Annotated in this window: 10 protein-coding genes; 3 read left to right on the forward strand and 7 right to left on the reverse strand. The window is 39.0% G+C overall.

Translation table 11 applies throughout. The features are described from left to right. Positions 1-10 precede the first annotated feature (10 nt). On the reverse strand, positions 11-358 hold the full coding sequence (locus SLP02_RS11515; protein WP_319420796.1) for a hypothetical protein: 348 nt from the start codon (positions 356-358) through the stop codon (positions 11-13). A gap of 107 nt (positions 359-465) precedes the next feature. After that, positions 466-1,827 carry a CHAT domain-containing protein gene (locus SLP02_RS11520; protein WP_319420797.1) on the reverse strand — a complete coding sequence of 454 codons (1,362 nt, stop codon included), beginning with the start codon at positions 1,825-1,827 and terminating at the stop codon, positions 466-468. A gap of 163 nt (positions 1,828-1,990) precedes the next feature. Between SLP02_RS11520 and SLP02_RS11525 the strand changes: the two genes are divergently transcribed. Further along, positions 1,991-3,073 carry a CobW family GTP-binding protein gene (locus tag SLP02_RS11525; RefSeq protein WP_319420798.1) on the forward strand — a complete coding sequence of 361 codons (1,083 nt, stop codon included), beginning with the start codon at positions 1,991-1,993 and terminating at the stop codon, positions 3,071-3,073. A 315-nt stretch (positions 3,074-3,388) separates the two neighbouring features. Continuing rightward, positions 3,389-7,366, forward strand: coding sequence for a magnesium chelatase subunit H (locus tag SLP02_RS11530; RefSeq protein WP_319420799.1), 3,978 nt, complete (start codon positions 3,389-3,391; stop codon positions 7,364-7,366). 69 nt (positions 7,367-7,435) lie between these two features. Here SLP02_RS11530 and SLP02_RS11535 read toward each other — a convergent pair whose 3' ends face one another. The 5 genes from SLP02_RS11535 to SLP02_RS11555 all read right to left on the reverse strand — a co-directional run bounded on the left by SLP02_RS11535 (position 7,436) and on the right by SLP02_RS11555 (position 13,009). Continuing rightward, complete coding sequence (locus SLP02_RS11535) at positions 7,436-7,600, reverse strand: hypothetical protein (protein WP_319420800.1); 165 nt, start codon at positions 7,598-7,600, stop codon at positions 7,436-7,438. 160 nt (positions 7,601-7,760) lie between these two features. Then, positions 7,761-8,663, reverse strand: coding sequence for a class I SAM-dependent methyltransferase (locus SLP02_RS11540; RefSeq protein WP_319420801.1), 903 nt, complete (start codon positions 8,661-8,663; stop codon positions 7,761-7,763). Positions 8,664-8,911: 248 nt separating this feature from the next. After that, positions 8,912-10,657 carry a hypothetical protein gene (locus SLP02_RS11545; protein WP_319420802.1) on the reverse strand — a complete coding sequence of 582 codons (1,746 nt, stop codon included), beginning with the start codon at positions 10,655-10,657 and terminating at the stop codon, positions 8,912-8,914. Next, on the reverse strand, positions 10,638-11,627 hold the full coding sequence (locus SLP02_RS11550) for a glycosyltransferase family 2 protein (RefSeq protein WP_319420803.1): 990 nt from the start codon (positions 11,625-11,627) through the stop codon (positions 10,638-10,640). The genes SLP02_RS11545 and SLP02_RS11550 overlap by 20 nt, the downstream gene beginning before the upstream one ends. Positions 11,628-11,830: 203 nt before the next feature. Next, positions 11,831-13,009: a histidine kinase gene (locus SLP02_RS11555; RefSeq protein WP_319420804.1), complete on the reverse strand. Its 1,179-nt coding sequence runs from the start codon at positions 13,007-13,009 to the stop codon at positions 11,831-11,833. Between the two features lie 419 nt (positions 13,010-13,428). Between SLP02_RS11555 and SLP02_RS11560 the strand changes: the two genes are divergently transcribed. After that, complete coding sequence (locus SLP02_RS11560) at positions 13,429-15,018, forward strand: glycoside hydrolase family 57 protein (protein WP_319420805.1); 1,590 nt, start codon at positions 13,429-13,431, stop codon at positions 15,016-15,018. The last annotated feature ends 47 nt before the right edge of the window (positions 15,019-15,065 follow it).

The following is a 15,065-nucleotide window of genomic DNA, read 5'->3' on the forward strand; positions in this document are numbered from 1 at the left end:
ACCCTGAAAGCTACAGGTTCTTAAATTTAATACTCCATTTTTCTTCGTAACTAAATAATTTATCATCCAACTTTCCTTCTTCCCAGAGTCTGTTAACAAATCTATGTTTTAGCATTGTTGTCTTAAACTCTTCGGCAAGTTCTTCTAATGGAATGTTAGATCCAATGCCAACAATACTATCTACACGCACTACTTGGCGACCATTTTTCAAAGACACATTTTCTAAATTCGTTTCTTTGAGGTAAAGGCCGCATTTTGCTGTGATGATTTTTTCTCTTTCTTCTAAAGCTTTACGTTGTGCCGATATTTCTTCTAGTTCAAGGCAAATAGCAATCAATTCATCAGGCGATCGCAGCATCCGCTAGTTGCTGAAGTTGATTCCTCACCGTCGATCTGAGGTCGGTGATTCGTTGGTTAAAGGTTAAAGGTCAGAAATAAAACTGCCCTAACTGCCCTAACTGTTATCTACCATGGATTACCAATAAGAGTAAATCCTGCCCAGTAATAGGGGTGATCGAAATTTTGCGATTCAGCTTCGGTGATGTTATCAGGCAAATCTATCTCCACTTTTGAACCTCTGACTTCAGTTCCTTCGACAAAAACTTTCTTCTGCAACATATTTATTTGAGCCTGTCTTAAAGCTTCCGCTTTGACTGGGCTTGATTTTAGCTGTTGATAAAACTCACTCATCAAAACAACTGTTCCAGCATCGTTGATATTCCACAAACTTGCTAAAGCCGATTTGACTCCCGCCTGCATAGCTAATCCTGCAAAACCAAATTCAGCATCTTTATCCCCTAAAGCAGTTTCACAAGCACTAAGAACTAATAAATCTACTGGTGGCAATTTTAATTTTAAATCAGCAAGCTCTTCTAAACTTAATTTGCGATCGCTAAACTGTATATATGAATACTCTGGTGAACCTGAACTAAACCTGGAGTGGGAGGCAATATGAATAATATCAAAACCTCCTTGCTGATGAGCTTTTTTGAGATTTTGAATAGTAAATTTTTTGTCAACTATCTTTAGTCCAGACCATAACTTAGGCACAATAGTATTTAGCTCTACCTCTACCCCTGGCAAAGATGGTAAGTCTTTAAACTCTGATGCTCCCATTGCCAGAACCTTTTTATCTGTTCCAGGTTTATAGCTAGTATCAGTCAGATTAAATGCTGGAATAAGAGCCAGATTGTACTTCTCAATCACAAACTTTTCTCCGTCGTGGAGTGCAGCAAAAGGAAGAGATCGTAAGCTAGAACCCGTACAAAGTAGTAAAGTATCAATTTTTTCTGCTTCTAAATATGGCTCTAAAGGTTTAAACAGCCATTGGTAAAGTATCCTCGCTGGAGGTAAATAGTCCAAGGATAGAGTATCGGTAATTTCTGACTCTAATTCTTCAATTCTTAAAGTTAACCTGTCAAGTTTGGCAGCCCTAATTTCTTTATTTATAAACTGGCGATCGGGAGTAATCAACATTAAATGCAAGAAATCATCTTGAGGCATCATCCAAATAACTGCTGGTTTGATCCCCGTTGACTCGCTGATTTCATTTAAATGTCCAGCAATTTGCCAGGCAGAGCGAGAACTACTAGCAAAGTTGCGTTGAAAATAGCCTTCGTAATCGTTTTCCCATCTGTTCTCTGCATTGGCAATCATGTCAGAAAACGCCCCTAAATCTACCAGGTCTTTTGCTGGTGGCTTTTCCTCAGCAACAGTTTGAGATTTTAGTGGCTGGGCATTGGTAAGAATAATTGCGATCGCAATTATGCCAAAAATTAAGAAATAGAACCATCTATGGCTTATTTTTATAAATATTTTTCGCAGCATGATACCCCTGGTTTAGCTTTAGACTTTAGGCTACATGATTAACTACCAAATTTCTGAATAGATTTAGTAAGGATCGGCAAACTCAAGTCTGATTAAGTAATAATAAACTTACAATAAATGATGAGCATTTCCCTAGTCCGACAATATTAGAAAAGCGATCGCTATGACATCTGTTAATACTCAAGTTCAAGCACCTTCTGACATGGATATGTCTAAAGGAGGTTTGCCCGTTACTATTATTACTGGTTTTCTTGGTAGCGGTAAAACAACACTACTCAACCATATTCTGACCAACCAAGCAGGAATTAAAACCGCAGTCTTAGTCAATGAATTTGGTGAAATTGGCATTGATAATGAGCTAATTGTTACTACCGATGAAAACATGGTCGAGTTAAATAACGGCTGTATCTGCTGCACCATTAACGAAGACCTAGTTAACGCCGTTTACAAAATACTTGAACGAGAAGAAAAAATTGATTACCTAGTAGTAGAGACAACCGGATTAGCCGATCCGCTACCTGTGGCGTTGACCTTTTTGGGAACAGAATTGCGGGACATGACTCGCCTTGATTCAATTGTAACTATGGTAGACTGCGCTAACTTTAGCCTCGATCTATTTAATAGCGAAGCTGCACAAAGTCAGATTCAATATGGTGATGTGATTGTTCTTAATAAAACTGACTTGGTAGATGAAGCAGATGTAGATGCTTTAGAAGTCAGACTTAAAGATATGAAAAAAGATGCGCGTATTCTGCGTACTCAAAACTCTCAGGTATCTCTTCCCCTGATTTTAAGCGTTGGTTTGTTTGAGTCTGACAAATATTATGAACAGACTGAATCAGCCGAACACGAACACGATCATGAACACCACGATCATGATCATCACGATCACCATCATGACCATCACGATCATGACCATCACTTAGAAAATGACGGTTTTTCCTCCATGTCATTTCAGTTTGATAAACCCTTAGCCATTCGCAAATTCCAGTACTTTCTAGACAATCAGTTACCAGAAAATATTTTTCGCGCTAAAGGTATTTTGTGGTTTGATGAAAGTCCTAAACGCCATATTTTTCACCTTAGTGGTAAGCGATTTACTCTAGAGGACGAAGAATGGCAAGGCGAAAAGAAAAATCTGCTAGTTCTGATTGGTCAAAATCTAGATGAAGAAACCCTCCGCCAACAAATTAATAATTGCGTATGTCTGCCAAAAAGCGATCGCGCTAAAGGCTTTGGGAAATAATTAAATCCGAATTGTTACCCTTGAAAGTTAATTTCACTTCTGCCTTCTACAGAAGTGAAATTTTTTTTGTCAAATATTGGTTTATTAAGCAATGTAAAAATGATGTAAGTGTTTACTCACAAATTCTGCTAAGGTTTGTTACGTAATGTTTAATTATTGTTATCGAATTGTGTCAGATAAAGTGTTTGACAGATTTCGAGTATCTTTTTTTGATAAGAATATTTTACATAAGACATTTGTATGGGATTAAGTAAAGAGCGAACTTTGCCCCAAGAACCCGTTCAAACCGCCATTATTTAAGGAGAGTCAAGCTATATGTTCACCCAGGTCAAGTCAACCGTTCGTCACGTTAAGCCAGATGCCGTTAACGGACGCGATCTGCTCAGGGTGGTCTATGTCGTGCTAGAGCCTCAGTATCAAAGCACCCTGACTGAAGCCGCGAGATCGATCAATAGCAATAATCCCCACCTAGCCATTGAACTTAGTGGCTATTTAATCGAAGAATTAAGAGACGAAGAAAACTTTAGCAACTTCAAAAAAGATGTTGCCCAAGCAAATATATTTATTGCCTCTTTGATATTTGTCGAAGATTTAGCACAAAAAGTAGTCGAAGCGGTAACTCCCCATCGCGATAACTTAGACGCTGCGGTAGTCTTTCCTTCCATGCCAGAAGTAATGCGCCTTAATAAAATGGGCAGCTTTTCAATGGCACAGTTGGGACAGTCTAAAAGTGCGATCGCTCAATTTATGCGTAAGCGCAAAGGAAAGTCTGGTAGTTCGTTCCAGGATGCAATGCTCAAGCTATTGCGGACTCTACCCAAAGTGCTGAAATACTTACCTGTGGAAAAGGCACAGGATGCGCGCAACTTTATGCTGAGTTTTCAGTATTGGTTGGGTGGTAATGCCGACAATTTAGAGAACTTCTTATTGATGCTGTCGGACAAATATGTTTATCCAGACAGACAAGGTAGCAATAAGCAATACGCTGAACCAATTACCTACCCTGATATGGGTATCTGGCATCCTCTCGCACCCAAGATGTTTGAGGATATTCAGGAGTATTTAACTTGGTTTAACAATCGTACAGATATTGCTAACGATCTCAAAGATCCTTTAGCACCCTGCGTCGGTTTGGTATTGCAACGCACCCACTTAGCAACACAAGACCATGCTCACTATGTGGCAATGGTACAGGAACTAGAGTGTATGGGAGCGCGAGTTATCCCCGTTTTTGCTGGGGGACTAGACTTTTCTAAACCTGTAGATGCTTACTTCTGGCAAGAAGGTCAACAGCAGTCAATAGTTGATGTGGTAGTCTCCTTGACAGGCTTTGCTTTAGTTGGTGGACCAGCCAGACAAGATCATCCCAAAGCGATCGAGTCACTAAAACGCCTTAACCGTCCCTACATGGTGGCGTTACCTCTGGTATTCCAAACTACAGAGGAATGGGAAGAGAGCGAATTAGGTTTACATCCTATCCAGGTAGCACTGCAAATTGCTATTCCAGAATTAGACGGAGCGATCGAGCCAATCATTGCCTCTGGTAGAGATGGGGCAACAGGCAAATCCATTGCTTTACAAGATCGGGTAGAGGCGATCGCTCGTCGGGCGATGAAATGGGGCAGCTTACGTAAGAAACCTAAGCTAGACAAGAAAGTAGCGATTACCGTTTTTAGTTTCCCTCCCGATAAAGGTAACGTGGGTACAGCAGCTTACCTAAACGTATTTGGCTCAATTTATGAGGCAATGAAGGGCTTAAGAGATAACGGCTATGACATTCAAGACTTGCCAGATTCTCCTGAAGAATTAATGCAGGCAGTAATTCATGATGCTCAAGCACAGTATGCTTCTCCTGAGTTGAACGTTGCTCATCGGATGTCAGTAGAACAGTATGAACGTCTTACTCCCTACTCCGTCAAGCTAGAAGAAAACTGGGGTTCACCTCCAGGACACCTCAACACTGACGGCAAAAACCTACTGATCTACGGGAAAGAATTTGGCAAGGTTTTTATCGGCGTACAGCCTACCTTTGGTTACGAAGGCGATCCCATGCGCCTGTTGTTTTCTCGCTCTGCTTCTCCTCATCATGGTTTTGCAGCTTACTATACATACCTAGAGCATATCTGGAAAGCCGATGCGGTGCTGCACTTTGGTACTCATGGCTCACTAGAATTTATGCCAGGGAAACAAATGGGTATGTCAGGCGACTGTTATCCTGATAGCTTAATTGGTAGTATTCCCAACATCTACTATTACGCAGCCAATAATCCTTCTGAGGCAACTATTGCCAAACGTCGTAGCTACGCTTCTACCATTTCTTACCTCACTCCTCCCGCCGAAAACGCTGGACTGTATAAAGGCTTGAAAGAACTGGGTGATTTAATTGGTTCGTATCAAAGCCTCAAAGATGGTGGTCGTGGTATGCAAATCGTTGATACGGTCATGGATCAGGCGCGGATTTGTAATCTAGACAAAGATATTGCTTTCCCTGACCACTCTGCCAAAGAGATGACTCAAGAGGAAAGAGATACGATAATTGGTTTGGTTTACAAACAGCTAATGGAAATCGAGTCTCGTTTACTTCCCTGTGGCTTACACATTATAGGTAAACCGCCGACTGCTGAAGAAGCGATCGCCACGTTAGTCAGTATCTCCAACTTAGACCGTGAAGAAGAAGGGATTATTTCTTTTCCTCGCCTTATTGCCAACAGCATCGGTAGAAACATTGATGAAATCTACACCAACAACGATCGCGGTATCTTAGCAGACGTGCAGCTATTCCAAGATATTACCCAGGCAACTCGTGCTGCGGTAGGTGCTTTGGTTCAGGCGCAAATCGATGCTGATGGCAGAGTATCAATGGTGTCTAAGCTCAACTTCTTTAACATTGGTAAGAAAGCACCTTGGTTAGAAGCGTTAAATAAACACGGCTACAACAACGTTGATACAGAAGCACTTAAACCTTTAGTTGAATATTTAGAATTCTGTCTAGAACAAATATGTGCCGATAACGAATTAGGTGGCTTACTTCAAGCTTTAGAAGGAGAATATGTACTACCTGGGCCGGGTGGCGATCCCATTCGTAACCCTAACGTTCTACCTACTGGAAAAAACATCCATGCCTTAGATCCTCAGTCTATTCCGACATTAGCAGCAGTTCAATCAGCCAAGGTTGTTGTAGACCGATTGATTGAGCGTCAAAGACTTGATAACGGTGGTAACTACCCCGAAAGCATTGCCTGTGTCCTCTGGGGAACAGACAACATCAAAACCTATGGTGAATCTTTGGCACAAATCATGTGGATGGTGGGTGTACGTCCTGTACCTGATGCACTCGGTCGAGTTAACAAGCTAGAGTTAATTTCTTTAGAAGAACTAGGTCGTCCCCGTATTGATGTGGTAGTTAACTGTTCTGGTGTGTTTCGTGACTTGTTTATCAACCAAATGAATTTACTCGATCGCGGTGTCAAGATGGCAGCCGAAGCCGACGAACCTGTTGCTATGAACTTTGTGCGTAAACACGCCTTAGAACAAGCCGAGGAAATGGGAATCAACGTGCGCCAAGCAGCAACCCGTATATTTTCTAATGCTTCTGGTTCATACTCTTCCAACATCAACTTGGCAGTCGAAAACAGCAGTTGGGAAGAAGAAAAAGAATTACAGGATATGTATCTAAACCGTAAATCCTTTGCCTTTAATTCTGATAACCCAGGGGTAATGGATGAAAGTCGTGGTTTGTTTGAATCTTCCCTAAAAAGAGCAGATGTAACTTTCCAAAATTTAGACTCATCAGAGATTAGCTTAACTGACGTATCTCATTACTTCGATTCCGATCCGACTAAGATCGTTTCTAGTCTACGAGATGATGGCAAAAAACCCACTGCCTATATTGCAGATACTACTACTGCCAATGCTCAAGTTCGTACCTTATCAGAGACTGTGCGTTTGGATGCTCGTACCAAAATGCTTAACCCCAAATGGTACGAAGGAATGCTTAGTAACGGTTACGAAGGTGTGCGGGAACTATCTAAGCGTTTAGTTAACACAATGGGTTGGTCTGCTACAGCCGATGCGGTCGATAATTGGGTATATGAAGATGTTAATACTACTTTTATTGACGACCCTGAGATGTGCAAACGTCTAATGGATATGAACCCCAATTCCTTCCGTAAGATTGTGGGTACTTTGTTAGAGGTAAATGGTCGTGGTTACTGGGAAACCAATGAAGAAAACCTCGATCGCTTACGTGAACTGTATCAAGAAGTGGAAGACAGAATTGAAGGCATTGATTAATAGTTCTGCCCAGTTACGAATAATCGTGACTGGGTTTTTTATTTTAATAGATAAACAAGAACCAAAAAGTCATTTTTTGTCAATTACCCCTTGTTGTTGCCAAACAGAGATTTGTTCTAAACCTTCTTCGTAGCTGACATAGTTAAAACTCCAATTAAGCTGCTGATTGATGCGATCGCTTTTTATCGTCGTTGATAAATCTAGTATTTCCATTTGGGGTTCTTTGATAATCACTTTGGCTATAGGGGCAGTAAATAGCTGAAGTAAACTTATTTTGCCTTATCAATTACTATTTCGGTCTGTATCTTTCTTTGGAGCTATAAAGCTTATAGAAAACAAACGAGGTATAAACAAAAATTATCGAATTTTAACTACTAATCTAATAAGTAGGTTTTTAATACTTTTGAGCAGGAAAGGGAACAGAATTCATCACCACAGAAACCGCAGGAACGGGCTTATACAAGACTAAAAAGTCCTGTACCCCAGGTATATAATCTACTATCTGGAAAAACGAACCAAAGACTTTGATCACTTCAGAGCGAGTTTGAAAAACATCCCAAGCAGAACCACCAACGCGAGTTGAATATGTCGCTTGGGAGTCATCTGAAGTAAGAGTTAAGTTACCTTTAGTTTGTAGCTTCTGCATCTCTTCGCTATCTAACAGCGCATTGGCGTGAAACTGACCTAATACTGAGCAAATAAATATACCACCAGGGCGTAAAACTCTTTGCATTTCAGCTAGCCATAACTCCTGGGTTTCGAGAGGAATATGAGTGAAAACTGAAGAGGCTAACATCAAATCAAATGAATTATCTTCGGCAAAAGCCAGAGGAGGTGTAAGTTCGTTATGATAAAACTCGATCTCAGGTAAGTTTGCTTGACACCATTCAATCATTTGGGGATTAACGTCTGATCCAACCAATCTAACACCATCAATGTAGCGAAAATGTCTCAACAGTCTTGCTGTACCACAGCCTAATTCATAAATTGAACCAATAGTTCTAGGGTTAATATTAAAGTGATCTAAGATTTTGAATAGGCGCAAAACTTCAAAGTAACCAGTTTCAAAATAAACATCACTATTACTTTGTCTTTCTAATTCTTGTTCATTTAGTGCAGCAGTCTGGGCAATTAGCTCTTTTGGCGGAACTGCACCTGGATTGACTGAACGATAGTTGGACTCAAGCTTTTCTCGAACATATCGCTTAAAACCATTTTCTTCAATCTGACGTTTAATGCTATAAACAGTCGATTTTGGTAAGATTATTTTGGCTGTTTTACGAAAAATATTCAACATAAGTTTTACTTTGTGTTTATTAAAGTGGGTGAAAAAATTAATCTACCTTATTCGCTGTTAAGCAAAATTGCTTTCAAAATACTATCAATTTAAATTTGACCTAAAAAAATTAAGAAATTATTAATGTAACCTGAGTTTGGGATAAGCAAAATCCTTGTTGTTTCGTTGGCTGAAAATAGTGTTTTTCTGTAAAATTACTCTCAAAATTGCCTTAACTCGAACTGACGCATTGTAAATATAGAAAAAGTCTATTTTAGGGGATTAATAGGATAGGTAAGCTGTATTTTGTAAGCTCTGCCAACTCTACTATCATAACTCCAAGCACTTACTGCAACTGCGTCCTTGGGAATTAAATCTCGAGAAAAAGTCTTGCTCCATCCTGAAATTTTGTATTTTGGCTCCCCTACTTCAGCCGCTACATCTAACCTTTCAATCTGAGGTTGTACTAAAGCAAAAGGATGATCGAGATTATCTGGGGTTTGATATGCCAAAATGACAGCATGAGCAGCAGTACGATATTGAGGAAGAATAGACCATCCAGATGCAATATAGGTATTATTTTCACCTTTAGTTACGCCATCAAACTGACCGTATTTAATCGCCTCAAAAATGCTGGGACTTGTCATTCCTTGCATAGTGTTGCCAAGAATTAAAGGCGGTTGTATTATGCCCAAGCGATCGAGTTCAACTATCCTGTCAGCCAAAAATATAGGATCGGGAAAAAGAAATTGTTTTAAACATTCCTCATCTTTGACCACATACATCATACTTAAGCAGGCTTTGGCATAAAGCTTGTTTTTATGATTGACGACCATTGCATTGACACCTGAAGTAAAATTGGCAGGATAAAGCAGCAAAAAACCGACCATTGATACAGTAATAATTCTTTTCAGCGTTTTTAAATATCTACTGCCTTGAATATTTAAATGAGGCTTTAAATCTTCAGCCAAAATAGCTAATAAATAAATTAGACCAACAATGGCATAGGTAGAAAAGGTAACGTACCTAGAAGAAAGCGAAAATTGCATTCCCAGTCCTAATCTGCCCATAGTGGTCAAAATTGCACTCCCCAAGGTGTAACTAACAATGCACAACCAGGGAAATACTTGAAATAAAAGTTTTTCGCTACGATTTATTTTAATTAGGTAGAAACATACCAAAGCAAGTAGAAATAGGATGCAAAGTCCAATAATTTGGCTAGAAACTAAGTCATTAACTCCCAAAGGAGAACCAAGAAATGCTAAGAAATAGAGTATGACATTAATAGGTTGAGTCAAGGCATCGAAAAAGCCAGGACTATTAGCTGGGCGATGATAGTCGTGAAAATAAACTGCAAAAGCTAAAGCAGACGAAAATAACCAGCCAGCAGTCATTAAGGTTAAAGCACTTTTGCTTTTCCTAGTAACCAAAATTAAGGCTGGAAAAATAACAATCCAGCTAATCATGCCATTGGCAAAAGAAAATGTGGCAAATATCGCTAATAATAAGCTACTGAAAAATTTAATAAACAGAGAATTTTGCGAAAAAATAATCGCCAAGGCAGATGTAATTATGGCAATAGGTATAAATGTAATCCACTGTAATCCCCAAAGCCAATTCTCCCATTGCATAGGGCTAAAAATCAATAAATTAGCCAGAGCCAAAAGAATTAGTCTTTTTGCCCAGCTACTGTTTAAGGTTATTGTGCTTAAATGATAAATATTAAAAGAAGTAAGACTGGCTAGTAAAATGCTAGCTGTCATTCCGTAGAAAGGATTCCAGCTAGTAAAGCGAGAGAAATAAGCAGATAATAAGCGAGGAAAAAAATTACGGCTTTCATTGTGCTGGGCAAACATATTATCCCAGGTAAGAGTGCCTAAATTGTGTGCAACTGAGTCTGCACCAAATATATCCCATTCGTCCCAAAATAGAATATTCAACCCATATTTCCAAACTAACAATCCTAAGATTAAAGCTGGAATAATTGCCAATAATTTAAAGGGAAAGTTCTTCATGTATTCTTTGCTCCGATTTACTAAAACCCTGAGTCTCTTTGATTAAGTAATAAGGTCTTTGCTTTACCTCGTCATAAATACGACCAATATATTCGCCGATAATTCCTAGAAAGATTAGCTGGATTCCACCCATAAAAAAAGTGGTAGTCAATCCATAAGTCCAGGACAAAAAGGTCTTACCCAAAATAAGTTTAAAATATAAGCCTGTTAGCCCCAGTACAAAAGCCACAATGGCGCAGACAAAACCAAATATAGTGGCGATTCTTAGAGGAATAATTGAAAAAGAAAAGATACCGTCAAATGCTAATTTAAATAGCTTAGTGACAGTGACTTTAGGTTCACCTTTATACCGAGATCCTCTTTCTACCATGATTCCTGTTTGTTTGAAACCTGTATAAGCTCTTAAGCCACTAAGATAGCGATTGCGTTCAGGCATTTGACATAAAGCTTCTACTACCTGACGATCCATCAAGGAAAAAATACCTGCGTCTAGAGGCAGTTTTTGTCCTGAGAAGAAGTTTAACAGACGATAAAAAGATACAAAAGCTAATCTTTTTAGCCAAGATTCTTTGCGTTTTTCCCGTACAGCATAAATAACATCGTAACCTTCATGCCACTTATCGATAAATCTCAAAATTGTCTGAGGTGAATCTTGAAGATCTCCATCCATCAAAATCACAGCATTACCTGATGCGTTTTTAATTCCCGCAGTTAAAGCAGGTTGATGCCCAAAATTCCTAGAGAGGCGAAGAATTTTAATTTCGCTATGTTTACGGTGTAATTCTGATAGTATCTGATAGGAATTATCGCTACTACCATCATCTACAAAAACGACATCGCATAGACCATCAAGCTGATCGATGACTATGCTTAACTGTCGCCATAATTCAGGTAAGATTGCTTCTTCGTTGAAAATGGGAATGACGATGGAGTATTTAACTTGTCTATTTTGAAAAGTTGCTGAAGACATAATAGATATGCTGTTGATTTGACATAAAAATTGTGTGAGTTTGATTGGTGAAAAATAGCAATATTATTTTTGAGCTAAATTCTGCAAGGATTATAGCAAGTAAAAAATTAAAAACTGCATAAATAAATTAAAGTTATACAGAACTATAAAAGGTAAAACTAACCATAAAAAGTCATGACGTTTTCTCGTCTATGACGAGAAAACTACTTATACACTAGTAATGTAAATTGAAAACAGCTACCATTTTCGGGGGAACTTTCGACCCAAATTTGACCGTGGTGAACACAGACAATTTGCTGACACATTGCCAAACCAATGCCGTAGCCTTCTCGATCGCGATCGCGCTGCAAGCGAAAATTATCTTCAAATATTTGCTCCCTTGTTTCTGGAGGAATACCTGGTCCAGTATCGCTTATACTCACATGAACTTTTTGATTCGTGCGATGCAAAACAGATAAAGATATTTGACCTCTTTCTGGAGTGTATTTAATAGCGTTGTCTAACAGATTACTAATTAGCTGTCTAATTAATTCTTCATCAGCATAGACGCAAGGAATATCTTGAGGAATATCTTTTTTAAAAATCATTGACTTTTCTAAAAGTCTAGAATCGAACTGGGCAACGACTTCCTGGCACAGTCGCTTAAGATCTAAAGAGCTAGGATTTATCTGTAGCTTGGCATTTACATTTTGCGAACTTTGTAGTAATTCGCTAATCATACTATCCATAATGCCAAACTGATTTTTAGCGTGTTTAAACAGCCTTTGCTTTAGATATTTGCGCTTTTCTGCTTCTAGCTGTTCATTCTGCTCAGATAATTCCAAGGTTTCTACTGCCATTGATGCTGCTGTTAGTGGTGTACGCAGATCATGAGCTAATATAGCTAAAATTTGGTCTTTAAATCGTAGTTGAGCCACCAATCCTTCCCTTTCCTGCTTTAAAGCAAAAATTTCATCCTTTAGCTGAATTTTTTCTGCATAGTTGACTTCTTGGTTTATGCCATGAGTAGAGGTACTTTCTAGCAAGTTATGACTACTTTTAACTTTCAATTCTTCTTGAGTAGCTTGCCATTTTGGCCACCATTTCTCTAATTGCTCGATTAAATTACCACCAGCTAAGGTTTGCCTTGGTGTAGGAGATATTTTTACTAGAGCAGGAGTAGCAACTAGCTTTAAATATTCGACTAGATGTGGCTGTTTTTCAATTTCAATTACATCTAGCTTAAAAAAGTACTCAGAGCTTAATTTTTCTAAGTAGGTTCTAATTTTCCGCACCTGCTTTTGTGAAGATGAGCGTTTGTCTACGAACAATAATAGTTGAAGGGATAGTTCCTCAACGCTATTCTCCTGATGGTCAAAATATTGCTGATTAGATTGCAACACTAAATTACGAAAACCCAATACATATTATGAAAGCCTCTACCTTTATAGGTTAAAAAGACAACAGACATGACAGTTGTTTTTTAACATTAACAAAATAGTAGTTATCTTAAGATTTTTGGTCTGCTAAAAAGCAATAATTACTTAGGAAACGTCCACTATTAAAAAGCAATTTATCTACAAGCTAAACTTTTTCTAAAGACACTATGTAAGATATCATAAAATTTACCCAGATTGCCTTAGTTCCCTAATTTAGGTCTTCGACAGCTTTAAGCTCTAGGCTGAAAATCAATAGTGAATTACCGTTCATCATTAATAAAAAATCGTTAATCTTCTAGCTAATGATGTAACCTAAGTCTTGAAGTCTAACGCGATGAGTTTACAGCCTCTAAATAAAAAATTTTTAGAAACATTACATTATCATGGCTCTTGGTTACCTTGCTCTTGTCTTACACGCTCACTTACCTTTCGTCCGACATCCAGAAAGCGATTTTGTCTTGGAAGAAGAATGGTTGTTTGAAGCCATAACCGAAACCTATGTTCCCTTGCTTCAGGTATTTGAAAATTTGAAGCGAGATGGGGTCGATTTTAAAATGACTATGAGTATGACACCTCCTCTGGTGTCGATGTTACGGGACGAATTATTGCAAGACCGTTATGACGCTCATCTCGCTCAACTCCAAGAATTAATTGACAAAGAAATTGAGCGTCATCAGCATAATGGTCATATGCTCTATTTGGCTGAATATTATGCTAATTCTTTTAACCAAATACGCAAAACCTGGTTAAGTTACGATCGCAATTTAGTAGGAGCATTTAAACAGTTTCTAGATAGTGGCAACCTTGATATTATTACCTGTGGTGCTACTCACGGTTATCTTCCTTTGATGAAGATGTATCCTCAAGCCGTCTGGTCGCAAATCAAAGTGGCTTGCGAACATTATGAGGATAATTTTGGTCGTCCCCCAAAAGGAATTTGGCTACCAGAATGTGCTTATTATGAAGGTCTCGAAAGAATGCTTGCCGATGCTGGCTTGCGCTATTTTTTAACTGATGGACATGGTATTCTCTATGCTCGTCCTCGTCCTCGTAATGGCTCTTACGCCCCCATTTATACGGAAACGGGAGTAGCTGCCTTTGGTCGCGATCATGAATCCTCTCAACAGGTGTGGTCTTCTAAAGTAGGTTATCCAGGTGCAGTAGAATATCGCGAATTTTATAAAGATTTGGGCTGGGAGGCTGAATATGAATATATTAAGCCTTATATTATGCCTAACGGTCAAAGGAAGAATACAGGTATCAAATATCATAAAATTACCAGTCGCGATGGAGGCTTATCCGAGAAAGGTCTTTACGATCCTTATTGGGCAAGGGAAAAGGCGGCCGAACACGCAAGCAATTTTATGTACAATCGAGAGCGGCAAATTGGCAACCTGCACTCAATGCTGCAACAACCACCAATTGTAGTTTCTCCTTATGATGCTGAGTTATTTGGTCACTGGTGGTATGAAGGACCTCAGTTTATTGATTTTCTGTTTCGTAAGAGTTGGTACGATCAAAATACCTACGAAATGACTCATCTGTCGGATTATCTTCAGCAACAGCCGACGCAACAGGTTTGTCGCCCTTCTCAGTCTAGCTGGGGCTATAAAGGATTCCATGAGTATTGGTTAAATGAGACGAACGCCTGGGTTTATCCCCATCTTCACAAAGCAGCGGAAAGAATGATTCAACTAGCCAATCGCGAACCTGCTGATGAATTGGAATGGCGAGCCTTAAACCAAGCTGCTAGAGAAGTGCTGTTGGCACAATCTTCTGATTGGGCATTTATTATGCGTACAGGGACAATGGTACCTTATGCTATCCGTAGAACGCGATCGCATTTACTTCGCTTTAATAAAATTTACGATGATATTTTGATTGGCAAAGTTGATTCTGGTTGGTTAGAAAAAGTCGAGAAAATTGATAATATTTTCCCCAATATAAATTATCGAACCTACAGAACAAGGTAAAGAGCTTTGCCCTAGCTATTAGCTATTAGCCGCCGATGAGTTTGCGC

The sequence above is a fragment of the Pleurocapsa sp. FMAR1 genome (assembly GCF_963665995.1).
In the GTDB taxonomy this organism is placed as follows: Bacteria; Cyanobacteriota; Cyanobacteriia; order Cyanobacteriales; family Xenococcaceae; genus Waterburya.